Origin of the sequence: Sphingopyxis sp. BSNA05 (genome assembly GCF_013265645.1) — a bacterium.
GTDB lineage: Bacteria > Pseudomonadota > Alphaproteobacteria > Sphingomonadales > Sphingomonadaceae > Parasphingorhabdus.
On record NZ_PYIA01000056.1, the window covers coordinates 1 to 16,025 of the forward strand.

The window sequence follows — 16,025 nt, forward strand, 5'->3', positions numbered from 1 at the left end:
AGGCTAAGAACGGTAATGATCTTACCGCCAGAACCTTCTAGAAAGTCAGTAAATTTTGTGAGCGCCGGATCAAAGGTATTGTCCGCGCCTGCATAGGCAGCCGTTGCACATAATAGGGCTACAGTTGCTGGAATAAGGTAATCGGATGCACGGCGGCGTGTTTGGGTGTTGGTATTAGTCATGGAAAATCACTTTCGCTTGAGAAACATGAAACAGCATGTGTTCGCTGTATGTTCTTTGTGCGTCAGTGATCCGCCTGTAGGAAAACAGGAAATGGAAAATTGTGGGTCTTCCAAACAAAAAGCGACAATTTGGAGGGAAGTTGGGTAGCGACGAGCAGCGGCTGCGCTCGTATGGTCCGGAACTGTTCAACACAGCACGACTGCTGCGCCAGACTGAACAGAAACTGGTTTCATTTGAACAGGAAATCTGAATCAGGTGATTCGCAATTTCCTATTTGTTCTTTATATGTTCTTTTCGTTTTCCTACAGGTGGGTGTTCAAGATATCAGGTGATTCGTTCCCTTAAAGACAGGATGAATGACATGACTGAAACCAATGGAATTTCCGAAGCACATATTAAAGCCGGCGTATCTATGCTGCTTAATCAGGCCGCCTCGACATCAGGCCGTTCTCAAGTGCGCATTGCAAGCGAGGCGGCAATAGACCGGGGCACGATGCGGCGCATCTTGGCGGGCAAACGCGAAGCCACGGTGAGCGAGGTCTTGCGTATACTATATGGTACGGGAGCATCGCCGCATGCCCATCTGCTTCTTTATCTCGCAGCAGATCAGGGCAGGGCTTCAAGCTGGTTGCAGACAGACCTCGCACTTTTCTTTGAAGAACTGGTCCGCAATCTGCCCAGTGCTTTGGAAACGCAACTCGGTGATCGCCTCCATGATGTGAAACCGCATTGGGCGGGCGGGACAGCGAAACGCGTCGCGCGATTGCTCGCTGAGCACATGGACGACCTAGCCCGAAAAGATGCACTTTTGGGTGATGGCCTTAATCGGACACATGGAGGCGGATATGCTTGATGTTGAGTTAAACAAAGCGGCACAATATCCGTCCGCGCGATTGCTACGTCTGAAAGATGTCCAGCACCGCGTGGGGTTAGGGCGATCTACAATCTATCGCTGGATGGATGAAGGGAAGTTTCCTCGGCCCCATCCAATAAGCAATCACAGCATCAGGTGGCTGGAGAGTGATGTCGATGACTGGATAAGCTCGAAGGTGGATGACAACCCTGATCGATGATGGGCTATGCCACAGACCGCAATTGAAAACCTATCTGCTGCCGATAAAATCATTTACAAAGGGACACGTTGAATATCGCCTTCTAGCACTGTCGTATTTTCGGGATACCGAAGGCTTGAAAGATGCAAGGTTCATGAAAAATTCTGATAATAGTCTCGAACCGGTGCTTTTCCTGAGTTCAAGCCGGCATCTCAATCACCAACGAAACCATTCACTCAAATACAGACCATCCAATAGCCTTTGTAAAATGTTCCAAGGCGATGGAACCCACCAACGACGTGCCGGCCTCATTCAGGCCCGGCGACCAAACTGTAACGGCACCGCGACCTGGCGCAATGGCAAGGATGCCGCCGCCAACACCACTTTTGCCGGGCAAACCGACGCGAAAAGCAAATTCTCCAGAATTATCGTAATGACCGCATGCCAGCATGACGGCGTTAATCTGCCTGCAGTGTTCCGCAGAAATAATTCGCTTGGAGGAAATTGGATCATTCCCGCCAAACGCAAGAAATAAGCCGCGCGCGCCAATTGACGACAGGACATGGAGATAGCGCATTGACTAAAATAAACGTCGAGGCTGGTCTCAACCGGATGGTTGAGATTTTTGAATGCCGCCATGAAATGCGCTAGGCTGCGGTTTCGGGAACCGGTTCCGGCCTCAGATTTTACGACATGGTCATTGATTGAAACAGACTTGTCGTTGGCGCGTCCTTTCATGAACTCTAGGATATCAACGATGGTGGCATTAGCAGATCTGCCATCTATCAATCGATCGGTTGTCGCAATCGCACCTGCGTTAATAAGCGGGTTGCGCGGTTTGCCGCATTCAGTTTCCAGTTGCACAATTGAATTGAATGGGGAACCTGATGGCTCCCTTCCAACAGAGTCCCATACAGCGTCACCGAGGCGTTCAAGGGCGAGTGTCAGGGTGAAAACTTTTGAAAGGGACTGAATTGAAAATAGCTCATCCGCATCGCCGGCACAGCAAAATTCGCCATTTGGCAAGGCAACGGCTATCCCGAATTTCGAAGGATCTACTTCAGCCAGAGCCGGTATATAATTGGCGACGCGCCCTTGACCGCAATAACGTCTTGCAAATGTAAAAGCAGCATCAATGTGGTTTTGGATTTCCTCAGACATTTATCTGCCTTTCTCTTGTCTTAGAGCCTTGCCAGATAAAGGACGTTTTCATCTATATAGCTATCGTCAATTTTAATTATCTTTTCGCAGCGATGCCAGGACAGTACATTAAATTACAAACGCAATGGAATGATTAATGCCATAGTTGCTGACGGCTGGGTGGCGCGTTCGCCATCTTAAACAATCATCTGCCCAGCAATCGCTTAATCATCAGGATTATTGCCTTTCGCATTGACGCATTGCTGTTCATGACGGTGGCAGTAATGTAGATGGCAGGCACTGGCTTTTTCGGTCAGATATTCGGCACGACGGTCAAAGTAATGACACTGATTCTGCTCCAGATATACGGTGTCGTCATGAGCGGAACCTATAACTGGAATCTGACCGATTCAGAGTTTTCGCAGCTGGCGTGAATTGTTGCCCTCGGCAGTGAGAAGCTTGCCCTGCCTTATCTGTTATTCTTTTCAGGCCAGTTTTTTAGTGGCCAATCGCCAAAATTCAGACCAGCTTGACGCGGATTGATGCAGCTGTCCTGCTGCTCTGTCATGCACACAGCATATTCTTTGCCATCGACGCTGACACGAGTCGCTTTTCCTTTGGCGTCCTTACTGACAATCTTCACACCGCTGTCGACCGTCTTGTCTGCTGTACTACCCGATTGTGCGGCTGCACCGGTTGCTGCTAATAACGATGCCATAATCACGGCGGTACAATATTTCAGTTCAATCATTTTTCGGCTCCTATTCACCATTGGATGTAACCGACAAAAGATAGGCTCATCGTAGAACCAAGAGTCTGCTCATCGATTGTTTTAGCTTCTAGCTAAAATATCGCCTCGAAGGCAATAAAATTTATGGAGACTAACATCCATCATGTGGAGAATGCCATTTAATACATGCTGATTGCTAGTTTTTCTTTACGGTGCTGATAAAATCGCAATTAACTTGGGTCGAATGCGTGGCAGTGTTTTATTCAGAAACGTTTTTTCCAGAAAATCGCCTCCTATTCCCGGCAACAAAAATTGTCGAAGATCAGACCAGTAAATAACATTTGTGCGTAATCTGACGGAGATTAAGTCAGATGCTGCAACCATACTGAACCGGCGAAGTAAGCGTTCAAGCTTGTGATAAGAAATTCCGATTCAATGGCTTCTGTAATTGCTGTTTAGGCAGAACAGTGAAACTATAGGTATTTTGCGTCATAGTCGGCTAAAAATTGGTATTATTCAGCGTTTTTGATAGCCGGTAGAAGAACGTTGACATAGGAATAGGGTATCTCAATTCCCAACTTGTCAAAGCGTTTCTTGATCAACTCAAACATATCAAATTTCAATTGTCTCGCCGCTTGACTGTCTCTGCACCGGATGCGCAAAGAGAAATCAATGCTCGAAGCACCCAAAGATGTTACAGAACACCTGATAACCTCCTCGGATAACTCATGCTGGCTTGCGACATCAAGAATAGCGCTTCGAGCAATATCTATGTCCTCGGAATAACCAATACTAATTGGAACGATGCAAATCACATGCTCTTCGATGGCGCTCAAATTAACCAGAACCTGTGTAGAAATTACGGAATTTGCAATCACAATTCGGCGGTTATCAAGTGTTGTTAGGATGGTGTAGCCAAGCGTTATCGATTCTACCGTTGCTATTTCAGCATTGGTTTCGCCGTTACTGTTCGGGGCAACAATTTGCATCCGGTCTCCTACACGAAACGGTTTGTACATCAGCAGACTAAACCCGGCTATCAGATTGCCAAGTGTACTTTGCGCGGCCATTCCAATCACCACTGACGCGATACTGGCACTCGCTAACAGAGCAGTGCCTAGGCTATTAAGCGCTGGAACCGTATGTGCGTAGTACATCAAAACGAGAATCCAGATCGCAAATCGTCCAAACTGTTTCATGAAATGCAAGGTGGTGAGGTCGGTCTGCTCTTGTCGCCTTATTATACGGCGCATAATGCGATTGAATAAGGACGATAATATGAGGCCGATGATCACAAATAGAGCCAAACTCAGGAGTGCCTGTTCCCAAGAGCCTATGTTAGCCGTAATTGTATTGAGTTCTTTTAGCATCTGGCATCCATAACCGGATCGGTAGCGAACTGAAAATAAATATTCTGCAACTTCATTAGTCACTCACAACATAATTGTTGAGTGGTTTTGGTGCGCTCTGCCTGATGCTGGTGACGCATCCTTGAAAAATGAACTTGGCCGCTTTGGTATAGCATAACGCTCCGGTCACCGCTATTTTGAAAGAACTATCCTCCATATGTCGCAAACTCGCGCTACGAATAATCGATCGGAGATTCTGTCCGGCTGGACACGACAAACAAGTCACATATAGAAAGTATCTTCCAATTTTACTGTTCAGCTGCAAATAGTCAGATTGTACTTCGATTTGCAGTTACGATTTAGTCAATTGACACTTCTTTTGATCAAAAGGACAATTTCTCATAGCTGACACACGTGGACAAGCTGGCCGCGATTTGACGCAGGGTCCAATTTTCACAACCTTGCTGCTCTTTGCGTTGCCGACGCTGGGATCATCTGTACTGCAATCGCTCAATGGTTCTATCAATGCCATCTGGATCGGCCGGTTTCTTGGCGAAGCGGCGCTGACGGCAACTTCCAACTCCAATCTGGTTATGTTTCTAATGCTCGGAACGGTGTTCGGATTTGGCATGGCCGCAACGATTTTGGTCGGTCAAGCGATCGGGCGCGGTAATATTGAAGATGCCCGCAGGGTCGTAGGTGTCGCTGCATTCTGGTTCTTTTTATTTCAATAGCAATAGCCGCTATCGGGTGGATATTTACGCCCGAGCTGCTCCATCTTCTCGACACACCAGCCCCGGCTGTCCCGCTTGCCACGGGCTATTTGCGGGTGATTTTCTTGGCGATCCCCTTCATGTTTTTCTCAATTTTCTGATGATGGCGCTACGCGGGGCAGGCGATTCCACTACGCCGCTCATATTTATGGCGCTTTCTGCTGTTATCGACACAGCGCTTAATCCAATTTTTATTCTTGGTCTTGGACCTGCACCTAAAATGGGCATTACTGGTTCGGCCACGGCAACATTCATCGCACAAGGCATGGCGCTGATAGGTATGATAGCTTATATTTATACTAAAGATTTGACGATCCGGCTGCGCGGAGCAGAGTTGCTGTATATCAGGCCGGTTAAAAACTATCGCTTAGCATAATCAAAAAAGGCTTCCCGATGGGGCTCCAGATGCTGGTCGTCTCCGGGTCAGCAGTTGTGATGATCGGATTTGTCAACGGTTACGGGATCAATACGGCCGCAGCATATGGCGTCACTGCTCAACTCTGGAGTTACATCCAGATGCCGGCCATGGCGCTCGGCGCTGCCGCCTCTGCCATGGCGGCGCAAAATATTGGCGCAGGCAAGTGGGATCGTGTTTCGGCGATTACCCGATCTGGAATAATGGCAAATATTGCTCTCACCGGATTTTGGTGGTGGTGATCTACTTCGCTGACCGGTTTGCACTCGGGCTTTTTCTTGATTCTTCAAGTCCCGCGATCCCCATAGCTGAACATATCAATAGCACCGTCAGTTGGAGCTTTATTCTCTTTGGGGTAATGATGGTGACGTTCGGAACCGTGCGCGCCACCGGGGCTGTAATCATGCCACTGCTGATTATCGCATTTTCGATGATCGTAGTGCGGATTGGCTTTACAGTTTTGATGAAGCCTCAGTGGGGCGCTGATGCTATTTGGTGGTCCTACCCGGTTAGTTCCGCATTTTCTATGGCAATGGCTCTTTGCTATTACCGGTTTGGTGGTTGGCGAAAATCTTCAATGTTTGCTCAACCAGACCGTACGCTAGAGCAGGAAGCCAGCGTTCCGGTTGAGCATGCGGCTGATGTTTCCAAACCAAGCTGGGTTGCAATCGACTAGCCTTGGTAGGTATATTCTGGCGTTTTTATTTTGATCGCGAGCACTATTTAATATCGACACACATATAGGATTTATGAGTGGATTTTATATCGTGAACCATCTCAAGGTTCATAATTATAAAATTGCGAGCAGCTGTAAGAACTCTAGTTCTAACGCTTCAATTGTGTCTCGCGATAGCCGCAATATGGTTTCTGCGGCTTGTTGTTATTCCAAGTCCTTCGCATGAAGATTAACGAAAGCGTTCCAAAAATGGGTCGGGATTAAAATCGTGTAATGGTACATCATCATTACCCCAATAACGGGTAATGGAATGGGCGTGAACATCTTCACCACCCATCTTCTCGAGAAGTTGTAGAATCTCCTTCTCTTGGTTATCATTTTGTACCCGGGCCCAAAGTAATAAACCGCCTGCGGCCAATTGCTCTTCCATGTATTTAGCATGGTGATCACCAATGGCATGAGCAAACAGCCCGCCAACGCCCGCTCCAGTGGCAGCGCCAGCCGCCGCAATCAGGGCGGCAAATCCAAGCGTGCCACCTGAGGCAACAACGGCCAATCCTGCGGCTATTCCGCCTATATAAGTTGGCAATCCTATAACTGCGGCTCTTCCTTCAGTTACGTCATGGCGACTTGCAAACAGGTTTTGCGGAACGCTCCGTTCATCCTCTAAATCGCCTGAAGAATTGTACAGATGCCCAAGTTTCTTCTTTACTGCATCATGGCTTGCAATCATCGATATATCGGCCCGGTCTACACCCTGCTCTTGAAGCGCATCCACCGCGTTTTCGAACTGATCAGCGTTAGTGAAACGTGATACAACTTCGCGTACGTCGTAAGTCTCAGTAGTTTCGTCAGGTTGCGTCATTTGGAATCTCCTGGCTTAGATTTTGGTCATATACCGGTGTTAAGACGATGGAATTGTATTGTGCGTGAAACGGTAAACGGCTTGGCAGTGACGGATTGCAATTATCGGAACATATTTGATCTTCGCATTAATCATTTTTTTGAGCATTTCATCCCACTTGATAGTGCCTTCTTTTATTACCTTTCCTTGAATTTCGTCAACAGATCTTTGTTTCAATTTTGTTCAAAATTTGAACTGGTTTCGAACTTTATGGCTGTTTCTTTCAACGACTACGCAATGATAAATGCTTCTAAACTTGCCGATAACCAGCGATAATCCGGTAATTTTACTTGTTTTCGAAAAGCTTGGCAAAAACCAGTATAGCCTATTTTCCGGTTCAATGCCAAAATCAGCCAACGAATCAGAGTATCTTCGCGGCCTAAAGGTGCGCCATTGAGAGCGATCGGAAGTTTAAGCGGAAAGGGATTTCATGGAAAAATTATAAAAATATCCGATGATTTTTGGAATATTCGCGGTACTTTTCGCATCGGCGGGATTGTCAATATTGGTAATCACTCTTCGCTAGTAAAGTTGGCAAACGGCCGATTTGTTTTTTAGATAGCTATGCATTTTCCGGCGAGGTAGCTGTTGAACTGAATAATATCACTGGAAATGGTAGCAAATTAGAGGCGGTTATTAATTTGCATCCATTCCATACCGTGCATGTTGAGGCAATGCATCGGCAATTTCCTAAAGCAAAAATGTATGGCACGGAAAGGCATCTCTCGAAATTTCCTGAATTGCCGTGGGAGACCATGCGATCAGAGGATCCCGCTTTGCATGCTCAATTTTCAGATGACTTTCAATTTTCCGTGCCAAAAGGTGTAGACTTTATTTCTGCCGATGAAAATGTGCATTTTTCATCGGTTCTTGCCTACCACCTCACTTCAAAAACTCTCCATGTTGACGACACCTATATGTACGCGCGATTACCAGCCTTGGCACGCCTGGCCGGCTTCTCCGATGTTACAAAATTTCATCCTACACTCGCCAAGGCGTTGGAGCCTCGCATGGGTGCAGCACAAGAATTTCGGAAATGGGCTGAAGCGCTGAATATTACTTGGGGCGAAGCCCGCAACTTATGCGCTGCGCACTTGGCCACACTTTCCGCAGAAAAAATAATGGCGCATCCGTCCAAGAGCGTCTGCGCGATGCCCTTCTTGATGTCGAAAGCACTCTAGCCAGTCATTATCGAAAGTACGGGTAGTGTCGCGGTTAAAACATCACCAAGATATTGAGCAGATATATCCTAGTTTCGCAATTAGCTGCTATCTGTTTTCAGAAAAAGCTACAAGGGCTGGGGGTGCAGACAGAATTTGTCAGATCTTAAGAGAACCTAGCAACCCATTGCTGCTTGCGCGCGGCCATTAGTTTAACCACCAACATGGCGGCTTGAAGAATATATTGAAACAGGCATGTTGAATGGAATTTCGAGCTGCAAGCTCTAAAAAAGCAGGACGCTTTATTACCATTTCGGCAATTTATGTAGTACCAGATCCTAACGATGGATTTCACGGTTTCGACAAAGCTACATCTGTCTAAAATGTAATTCAAAGGGAGCTGTAAGATAACTTTTTCCCCCTCGCATTGCTATTTGCACACATTGCCATTGTTTTAACAATTTCCCTTCGCATCCTTCTACGCGAAGACTTACGCCCGCCTGCTCGACTAGCTTGGTTGATGACCATTTTCGTCCTGCCCTATGCGGGAGCCCTGACATATTTCTTGTTTGGTGAAGCCCGGTTTGGAAAGAAGGTACAAAAAGACCGACGGAGCATAATTGCAGATATAATAGAGAAGGGGTTAGACTTAAACAAAATAATCCTAGAAAATAGGGCCGTCGTTGATCCAAAATTTCAGTTGCTAGCGCGCTACGCAACTTCCATCAATATGTTCACGCCTGTTGAAGGGAATAGCACATCGCTCATGCGTGATGCCCAAGATACAGTCGCACATTTGGTCGCAGATATAGACAATGCCAAGACGCATATACATGTCCTATATTACATTTGGTTAAAGGATGTGACTGGTACCACAGTGGCCGAAGCACTAATGCGAGCTTCGAGGCGAGGGGTCACATGCCGAGTTATGGTCGATGGGCTCGGATCGCGTGCCTTCATAAAGTCAAAACTATGGCAAGCAATGCAAGTATCTGGCGTAAGAACACAAGTCGTCCTGTCGGTTGCTCACCCTATTAAATCTGCTTTGTTCAGTAGAATTGACCTACGCAATCACCGAAAGATTACGGTTATCGACAATCAAATTACATATTGTGGCAGCCAGAATTGCGCTGACCCTGAGTTTCTTATCAAGGCTGAATACGCGCCGTGGGTCGATATTATGTTACGCATAACCGGCCCAGTAGTGGCGCAGAATCAGCTGCTATTTGCAACAGACTGGATGTATTATCATCCTGAAGACTCCCTTGAAGATTTTTCAAACCCTATACCCAAAGCAAACAAAGGCAGCTGTATCGCACAGGTTGTGGGAGATGGTCCAACTAGCAGGCACGGTGCATCGTCCCAATTATTTACTGCACTAGTAGGAAGCGCGCATGATACTTTGACAATATCAACACCATATTTTGTGCCCGATAGTGAAATTGTTTCGAGTTTATTGGCTGCTGCACATCGCGGTGTAAAGGTTTCGCTTATTTTCCCAGCTCGAAACGATTCATGGATCGTTGGAGCCGTTAGCCGCAGTTATTATAAAACATTATTATCGGCCGGAATAAGGATCTACGAGTATGTCCCCGGGTTATTGCACGCCAAAACCCTCACAATTGATAGTCAAATAACCGTAGTTGGATCAACAAATTTGGATTTACGAAGCTTTGATCTGAATTATGAAAATGATCTGCTGTGCTATTGCGCGCGCACCGCTGCTGCGGTTCAGGTGCGCCAAAATATATATATTGATGATTCAGATAGCATCACACTAGACTGCGTGGGGAGGTGGTCAATTTGGCGTCGGATTTGGCAAAACGCCATGGCAACACTGGGGCCAGTGCTATAAAATATTCTTAAATCATGTATTTTCGCCAAATACGTCTAGCACGATAATCACATCGCCATATGCATACGCGACGCCAAATTGCCCAGAATCCATACCGTTCCTAGCACAATGATCAGGATCACCAGCGTAGTAAACAATATCAGGTCCAAGTCTTCGCGCTTCTGGCGGCTACGGTCAATATGCAGGAAAAATCGCAAATGAACGATCAGTTGCGCGAGGCCTAAAACACCGACGAGTAGGAGTGTGTTACTGGGGGACAAACCTGCTTTGAGAGCGCCCCAGAAGGACAAAGATGTAAGCAAGATCGCGAGCGCGAAACCGATCAAATAAGTGCGCAAATCGCGATGATAAGGGGCACGTTTATCCATAGATCCAGCCTCCAAAATAAACGATTGAGAACATGCCTACCCAGATCAAGTCAAGGAAATGCCAAAATAGTGCAAAACGTATCAACCTCGTTTTGACTTTAGTAACCAATCCGAACCTTGATATCTGAAGCAGCAGTATAACTAGCCACAAGCAGCCCATTGAGACATGCAGCCCGTGGAGAGGGACAATTCCAAAGAAGGCCGACAGATAGCCACTGCGCGTTGGACCGCCGCCCTGGTCGATCATCGATTTGAAATCAAACACTTCAAGTGTGAGGAAAGTCAGGCCGAGCAGCAAGGTTATAAACAACCAAAACCGCAAGCGGCTGAGGCCAAGATTATATTTGAGTGCCAGTGACGCCATGCCTGCGGTTAGCGAACTCAACAATAGTACGCCAGTTTGCAAACCCAGTGATGTAAAGTTGAACAATTCCTTTGGACCAGGACCCCCGGCAGTTGCCCCGATCATTGTGATGTAGATCCCGAACATGACCCCGAACAGGACCAGATCGCTCATCAGAAAAACCCAGAACCCGAAAATGGTGGTTCCCGTTTCTTCGTCATCCATTTCCGGATGTGGGAGCAGGTTGAGGCCTGGGTGGAGATGCATATCTGGCTGTGTCATCTTAGCCCTCCAACTCGGTCTTGGCATAGCCTGATTAGCAGGAGCATATTCCTGATCGCGGTCTACTGGCGTGATGCTGTGGACCAAGGAGAGCCAAGCCTCATGATCCTTGCGGACCTCATCTGCCGGAATTACCCTCTCATTGTCGATGTCAAAGGACCACCAAATTACAGTTAGTATGATGGCGGTGGTGGTGAAAACGAGGAGCCACCAAATCCACCAAACGGCGGCGAACATCCATATCCCGCTCAGCACGCAGACGATGAAGCCTACCGCTGTGTTTTTGGGCAGTGTGATATCCTCATAGGCATCTTCGCTGGATTGGTATGCGCGGCCGGTAATTTTCGCATCAGCGAAATCATCCCGCTCCTGAACCTGAGGTATAATTGCGAAGTTATATTCCGGCGGCGGCGCGGCAATAGACCATTCCAGTGTGCGCGCGTCCCAGGGGTCACCTGCAGGCACGCGGTTTTGATCGCGTTCGGTAATTGAAACTTTTAGCTGTACTATAACGCTGATCAGCGCAGTTAAAATGCATATAGCCCCGATTGCCGCCACAATCATATAGGGGACGAAATCAGGATCAGTATAGCTAACGGAGCGTCGGGGCATACCCATTAATCCCACCACATAGAGTGGCATAAAGGTGAGAATGAAACCGACAAACCACAGATATACAGATCGCCGACCCCAACGATCATTGAGGCGGAAACCGAAGGCCTTTGGGAACCAGTAGTTATACCCTGCCAACAGGCCAAACAACACGCCTGGGATCAATACATTGTGAAAATGGGCAACAAGAAACAGTGAGTTGTGAACCTGAAAATCGACCGGTGGATTGGCCAGCTGCACCCCGGTCAGTCCGCCGATCACAAACAAGATAATAAACGCTATGCCATAGAGCATTGGAACCGAGAAACGCACCCTTCCGCGATACATGGTCGCCATCCAGTCATAGACTTTTATGCCAGTGGGAATAGCGATCAGCATCGAGGCAATACCAAAAGCAGCATTGATCAGCGCACTTTGCCCCATGGTGAAAAATGGTGCAGCCAGACAGTGAAAGACAGGACTGCAATGCTCATCGTTGCGATCACCAATGAGGGATAGCCATAAAGCCGCTTAGCTGAAAAAGTGGAAAAAATTTCAGAGAAAATACCGTAAGCGGGTAGCACCAGCAGGTAGACTTCGGGGTGACCGAAAAGCCAGAACAGGTTCGGGAAATTCATCATATTCCCGCCCAGATCATTGGTAAAAAAGTGGAAATCCATATAGCGATCAAGCGCAAGAAGGATCGCTGCAACGCTAAGCGGTGGCAATGCAAAAATCATTAGCAGCGACGAACAGATGACCGTCCAGCTAAACAATGGCAGGCGCATGAAAGTCATGCCAGGCGCCCGCATTTTATAGACCGTCGCGATGAAGTTTATCCCGGTTAGCGTCGTGCCGGTACCAGAGAAGACAATCGCCCATATCCAGTAATCCGGTCCGACGCCCGGATTGAATACTGCCCCGGTGAGAGGCGGCAGAGCAGACCATCCGCCAGTTGCAAACTCGCCGACCACCAGAGATACCATTAGCATCATTCCGCTGGCCACGGTCAGCCCCAAACTAATCTGGTTCATTACCGGGAAGGCGACGTCGCGAGAGCCTATTTGTAGCGGGAGCAAATAGTTGATCAGACCGGCCACAAAAGGCATGGCCACGAAGAAGATCATGATCGTGCCATGTGTGCTGAATAGTTGTGCAAAGTGGTCAGGTTCGAGAAAGCCCCCACTCAAACCAAAGGCCTGCTGAGAGCGCATAACAACGCCTTCGATCACGCCGCGCGTCATCATCACCAACGCAAAAGCGATATACATAATACCAATTTTTGTGATCGGTACTAGTCAACCAGTCACGCCACAATGGCCCCCACAGGCGGTAACGCGTCAGGATGAAGAGAACTGCCGCCGCGCCGACAACCACGATGCTTGCAGCTGCACTGGCAACAGCTTCATTGACGCTGGGGGACTCTATAAAAGCTGTGAAAGGCAGCGCGTCGATCGTTAAGCGCCCGAAGATGTCCTGATAAGTCATTTTGCTGCCTCCCCGTTCACAGAGGCACTAAATTCCTTGGTACCTGGCTGTTCGCTTCGAATTATGGGTTTACCATCATGGTATCGCATCACAACCTTGTGAAACAAGTTTGCATCCGGCAATGTGAAATAGACGACGCCATCAGGGACTTTATTATTTGCAAGCGTCGCATGTGCTTCAGCAGTGCTACCGCGCACTGCCAGTTTTGCATAAGCATCCTTGCTGAGTGGAATTCCTTCCGCTTTAACTTTGGCAACCCATGCATCAAATTCAGCAGGTTCCATCGATAGCGCTTTGAACTTCTGATCGACAAAGCCAGTGCCGTTATATTGCAGGTTTTCGCCTTCAAATTCGCCGGTCTGGTCCGCCATTACATGCAATTTTGTGGTCATACCCGCCATGGCATATATCTGTCCCGCCAAAGACGAAATGATGAAAGATTGCATCACCGTGTCTGACGTCAGCGTCATCGCGACCGGATGTTCGACCGGCATGGCCATTTCCCCGACTGTTGCGATGCCTAGGTCAGGATAAATGAACAGCCATTTCCAATCCAGTCCGATGACCTGCACATTGACCGTCGGATTAGAACTTTCAATCGGGCGATAGGGATCAAGATTGTGTGTTGAATGCCACAAATGCCACGACATGATACCGACCAATATCGCTGGCACACCCCACATCGTAATTTCCAGTGGCAGTGAAAAATCCCAAGTGGGTTTATAGTCCGGCCCCCTTCGATTTCGCCGGTATTTTATCAGAATCACCGGCAAAAGAACAAACACCGGGATAATTGCGATCATGGTCAGCGCCGTCACTCGAATAAAATGCGATTTCTGGTCCGCTGCAATCTGGCCGGTCGGATCCATAAAGCTGTCAGACTGGGCGTAAACCGGATCGGCGCTAAAGCCGTATAAAGCCAGGAGAGCATATACTGTCAGCAGTGTTAAGGTGGTAGCAGTTTTTGCTATCATGGATGTCCTCTCACGCATGGTTGGAACGCAACATATATTGGCATAGCACCCTACGTCACATTGGCAAAATCAGGCAGCTCAAACTCCTTAAACTCTTGCCATAATCCCGTTTGATCTTGCAAAAGTCAACACTCAAACTATGCTTTCAAAAGTTTTTGGCTATGCTGACCTACATAGCTGCACTTCGATTCTAGATAAGGTTTACTATGGCCCGTACCTTTTTTTCATCGTTAGCATTGGTGGCATTTTGGCGATCGCTTTGCTGCAGTTGCTATGGCCACCAATCCTATGGTTGTTGCTGCTGCTGGTTCCATTCATCCTGATCGGCACATATGATCTGACCATCGCTAAGCATAATGTATTGCACAATTATCCGGTCATTGGACATCTGCGGTATATGCTAGAATTCATCAGCCCGGAAATTCGCCAATATTTTATTGAAACCAACGAAAGCGGACGGCCATTTAACCGGATCACCCGCGATCTGATTGAAGCGCGCGCGAATGATGGCGACGACACCCTGCCGTTCGGTACGCAAAGCGATATTATGGATGTTGGCTATGCAAGAGCCAATCATTCACTCGCGCCGAAACAGGTGGCGGAGACCGAAGGGCGGGTGATGCTCGGGGGAGATGCTTGCAAGCAGCCATATTCTGCTTCGCGCCTCAATATATCCGCAATGAGCTTTGGCGCGCTAAGCAAAAATGCAATCCGGGCTCTTAATGCCGGTGCAAAACTCGGTGATTTCGCACATAATACCGGTGAGGGCGGTCTTAGCCCCTATCATTTGCAGGAAGGTGGTGATGTCTTCTGGCAGATCGGGACAGGTTATTTCGGGTGTCGCAATAAGGATGGCAATTTTGACGCCGCTAAGTTCAATGAAAATGCCAACAAACCCAATGTGAAGGCGATTGAAATCAAGCTCTCTCAAGGGGCAAAGCCATCGCATGGCGGCGTTTTACCCGCAGCCAAAGTGAATGAAGAAATTGCGCAAATCCGAGGAGTGGAACCACATAAAGATGTAATTTCTCCGCCTGCTCATACTGCGTTTACTACGCCGACAGGCTTGCTAGAGTTTGTCCAGCAATTGCGTGAGGAGACGGCTGGCAAGCCGATTGGTTTCAAGCTCTGTATTGGCAACCGCTCAGAGTTTCTGGCTATCTGCAAAGCAATGCTAGAAACTGGTATTCTCCCGGACTTCATTACTGTCGACGGTGCAGAAGGGGGAACTGGAGCGGCGCCAGTCGAATATTCTGACCGATTTGGAGTTCCGATAAATGAAGGGCTGACGTTCGTCCGCAACAGTTTGATTGGCGTTGGAAAACGGGACAAAATCCGTCTGATATCCAGTGGTAAAGTTGCAACGGGATTTGATATGATCGAGAAGATCTCACTCGGGGCAGATATGTGTAATTCTGCCCGGGCGATGCTATTTTCGATTGGCTGTATTCAGGCGCTGGCTTGTAACACCAATAAATGCCCGACTGGGATCACCACGCAGGACCCTTGCGCACTAAGGCAGTCAATGTTGAGCTCCGCAAATACCAAGTTGCCAATTATCATCGTCGCACGATGCAAAGCTTCACCGAAATGCTCGGCGCTATGGGTCACATTTCTGCAAGCGAGCTTACACCAGCAAGCATTAAGCGACGGATCGGCAACGAGCGAGAGCTAAGCTACGCTCAGCTTTATCCCAATCTCGATCAAGGTAGTTTGCTGGGCCAGGACATTCATCCTGAGTT

General features: G+C 47.9%; 16 protein-coding genes and 4 pseudogenes. 10 read left to right on the top strand and 10 right to left on the bottom strand.

The genetic code is table 11. The features are described from left to right. Nucleotides 1-182: pseudogene (locus C8024_RS20020) on the bottom strand (hypothetical protein); the annotation flags it as partial. Between the two features lie 362 nt (nt 183-544). Here C8024_RS20020 and C8024_RS05860 point away from each other — a divergent pair. After that, on the top strand, nt 545-1,036 hold the full coding sequence (locus C8024_RS05860) for a hypothetical protein (RefSeq protein WP_173203435.1): 492 nt from the start codon (nt 545-547) through the stop codon (nt 1,034-1,036). Beyond that, nucleotides 1,029-1,256: an AlpA family transcriptional regulator gene (locus tag C8024_RS05865; RefSeq protein WP_254305612.1), complete on the top strand. Its 228-nt coding sequence runs from the start codon at nt 1,029-1,031 to the stop codon at nt 1,254-1,256. Before C8024_RS05860 ends, C8024_RS05865 begins: the two co-directional genes overlap by 8 nt. A 211-nt stretch (nt 1,257-1,467) precedes the next feature. On the opposite strand, the pseudogene C8024_RS23010 reads toward C8024_RS05865, so the two are convergent. Then, a pseudogene (locus tag C8024_RS23010) lies at nt 1,468-2,396 on the bottom strand (glutaminase). A gap of 269 nt (nt 2,397-2,665) precedes the next feature. Between C8024_RS23010 and C8024_RS05875 the strand changes: the two are divergent. Next, nucleotides 2,666-2,809 carry a hypothetical protein gene (locus C8024_RS05875; protein ID WP_173203439.1) on the top strand — a complete coding sequence of 48 codons (144 nt, stop codon included), beginning with the start codon at nt 2,666-2,668 and terminating at the stop codon, nt 2,807-2,809. Nucleotides 2,810-2,844: 35 nt separating this feature from the next. Here the strand turns inward: C8024_RS05875 and C8024_RS05880 are convergent, their stop codons facing one another. Then, entirely contained in the window at nt 2,845-3,126 is a 282-nt protein-coding gene (locus tag C8024_RS05880) for a hypothetical protein (RefSeq protein ID WP_173203441.1), read from the bottom strand. 491 nt (nt 3,127-3,617) lie between these two features. After that, nucleotides 3,618-4,475: a mechanosensitive ion channel family protein gene (locus C8024_RS05885; RefSeq protein ID WP_173203443.1), complete on the bottom strand. Its 858-nt coding sequence runs from the start codon at nt 4,473-4,475 to the stop codon at nt 3,618-3,620. Nucleotides 4,476-4,930: 455 nt separating this feature from the next. On the opposite strand from C8024_RS05885, the pseudogene C8024_RS21040 reads away from it, so the two are divergent. The 4 genes and pseudogenes from C8024_RS21040 to C8024_RS21055 all read left to right on the top strand — a co-directional run bounded on the left by C8024_RS21040 (nt 4,931) and on the right by C8024_RS21055 (nt 6,318). Next, nucleotides 4,931-5,328: pseudogene (locus C8024_RS21040) on the top strand (MATE family efflux transporter). Between the two features lie 2 nt (nt 5,329-5,330). Beyond that, the gene (locus tag C8024_RS21045; protein WP_254305622.1) at nt 5,331-5,603 is read left to right on the top strand and encodes a polysaccharide biosynthesis C-terminal domain-containing protein; all 273 of its coding nucleotides are present in this window, start codon (nt 5,331-5,333) and stop codon (nt 5,601-5,603) included. Between the two features lie 29 nt (nt 5,604-5,632). Beyond that, on the top strand, nt 5,633-5,884 hold the full coding sequence (locus C8024_RS21050) for an MATE family efflux transporter (protein WP_254305613.1): 252 nt from the start codon (nt 5,633-5,635) through the stop codon (nt 5,882-5,884). Beyond that, complete coding sequence (locus tag C8024_RS21055; protein ID WP_254305614.1) at nt 5,875-6,318, top strand: hypothetical protein; 444 nt, start codon at nt 5,875-5,877, stop codon at nt 6,316-6,318. The genes C8024_RS21050 and C8024_RS21055 overlap by 10 nt, the downstream gene beginning before the upstream one ends. 229 nt (nt 6,319-6,547) lie before the next feature. Here the strand turns inward: C8024_RS21055 and C8024_RS05895 are convergent, their stop codons facing one another. Then, complete coding sequence (locus tag C8024_RS05895) at nt 6,548-7,183, bottom strand: hypothetical protein (protein ID WP_173203445.1); 636 nt, start codon at nt 7,181-7,183, stop codon at nt 6,548-6,550. A gap of 713 nt (nt 7,184-7,896) precedes the next feature. On the opposite strand from C8024_RS05895, the gene C8024_RS20025 reads away from it, so the two are divergent. Beyond that, a complete protein-coding gene (locus C8024_RS20025; RefSeq protein WP_217272022.1) occupies nt 7,897-8,403 on the top strand; it encodes a hypothetical protein in 507 nt (168 codons plus the stop codon). Nucleotides 8,404-8,809: 406 nt separating this feature from the next. Next, entirely contained in the window at nt 8,810-10,237 is a 1,428-nt protein-coding gene (gene cls, locus C8024_RS05905) for a cardiolipin synthase (RefSeq protein ID WP_173203448.1), read from the top strand. A 47-nt stretch (nt 10,238-10,284) separates the two neighbouring features. Here the strand turns inward: cls and cyoD are convergent, their stop codons facing one another. The 5 genes and pseudogenes from cyoD to C8024_RS05925 form a co-directional block, all read right to left on the bottom strand. Beyond that, on the bottom strand, nt 10,285-10,605 hold the full coding sequence (gene cyoD, locus C8024_RS05910) for a cytochrome o ubiquinol oxidase subunit IV (RefSeq protein ID WP_173203450.1): 321 nt from the start codon (nt 10,603-10,605) through the stop codon (nt 10,285-10,287). Further along, the gene (locus C8024_RS23015; RefSeq protein ID WP_367947187.1) at nt 10,598-11,848 is read right to left on the bottom strand and encodes a cytochrome c oxidase subunit 3; all 1,251 of its coding nucleotides are present in this window, start codon (nt 11,846-11,848) and stop codon (nt 10,598-10,600) included. The genes cyoD and C8024_RS23015 overlap by 8 nt, the downstream gene beginning before the upstream one ends. After that, a pseudogene (locus C8024_RS05920) lies at nt 11,828-13,092 on the bottom strand (cbb3-type cytochrome c oxidase subunit I); the annotation flags it as partial. The pseudogene C8024_RS05920 and the gene C8024_RS23015, both read right to left, overlap by 21 nt. Continuing rightward, nucleotides 12,986-13,309, bottom strand: a complete 324-nt coding sequence (locus C8024_RS23020) for a hypothetical protein (RefSeq protein WP_367947181.1) — start codon at nt 13,307-13,309, stop codon at nt 12,986-12,988. The pseudogene C8024_RS05920 and the gene C8024_RS23020, both read right to left, overlap by 107 nt. Then, nucleotides 13,306-14,283, bottom strand: a complete 978-nt coding sequence (locus C8024_RS05925) for a ubiquinol oxidase subunit II (protein WP_173203452.1) — start codon at nt 14,281-14,283, stop codon at nt 13,306-13,308. Before C8024_RS05925 ends, C8024_RS23020 begins: the two co-directional genes overlap by 4 nt. A 139-nt stretch (nt 14,284-14,422) precedes the next feature. Between C8024_RS05925 and C8024_RS05930 the strand changes: the two genes are divergently transcribed. Next, entirely contained in the window at nt 14,423-15,958 is a 1,536-nt protein-coding gene (locus tag C8024_RS05930) for an FMN-binding glutamate synthase family protein (RefSeq protein WP_217272023.1), read from the top strand. Nucleotides 15,959-16,025: the final 67 nt, after the last annotated feature.

Coding starts and splice junctions, on each gene's coding strand:
- C8024_RS05885 (WP_173203443.1), bottom strand. CDS start 4,475: ATGCTAAAAGAACTCAATACAATTACGGCTAACATAGGCTCTTGGGAA.
- C8024_RS05925 (WP_173203452.1), bottom strand. CDS start 14,283: ATGATAGCAAAAACTGCTACCACCTTAACACTGCTGACAGTATATGCT.
- C8024_RS05875 (WP_173203439.1), top strand. CDS start 2,666: ATGGCAGGCACTGGCTTTTTCGGTCAGATATTCGGCACGACGGTCAAA.
- C8024_RS23015 (WP_367947187.1), bottom strand. CDS start 11,848: ATGGGTATGCCCCGACGCTCCGTTAGCTATACTGATCCTGATTTCGTC.
- C8024_RS05930 (WP_217272023.1), top strand. CDS start 14,423: ATGCTTTCAAAAGTTTTTGGCTATGCTGACCTACATAGCTGCACTTCG.
- C8024_RS21045 (WP_254305622.1), top strand. CDS start 5,331: ATGGCGCTACGCGGGGCAGGCGATTCCACTACGCCGCTCATATTTATG.
- C8024_RS21050 (WP_254305613.1), top strand. CDS start 5,633: ATGCTGGTCGTCTCCGGGTCAGCAGTTGTGATGATCGGATTTGTCAAC.
- C8024_RS05860 (WP_173203435.1), top strand. CDS start 545: ATGACTGAAACCAATGGAATTTCCGAAGCACATATTAAAGCCGGCGTA.
- C8024_RS05895 (WP_173203445.1), bottom strand. CDS start 7,183: ATGACGCAACCTGACGAAACTACTGAGACTTACGACGTACGCGAAGTT.
- C8024_RS05865 (WP_254305612.1), top strand. CDS start 1,029: ATGCTTGATGTTGAGTTAAACAAAGCGGCACAATATCCGTCCGCGCGA.
- C8024_RS05880 (WP_173203441.1), bottom strand. CDS start 3,126: ATGATTGAACTGAAATATTGTACCGCCGTGATTATGGCATCGTTATTA.
- C8024_RS23020 (WP_367947181.1), bottom strand. CDS start 13,309: ATGACTTATCAGGACATCTTCGGGCGCTTAACGATCGACGCGCTGCCT.
- C8024_RS20025 (WP_217272022.1), top strand. CDS start 7,897: ATGCATCGGCAATTTCCTAAAGCAAAAATGTATGGCACGGAAAGGCAT.
- cyoD (WP_173203450.1), bottom strand. CDS start 10,605: ATGGATAAACGTGCCCCTTATCATCGCGATTTGCGCACTTATTTGATC.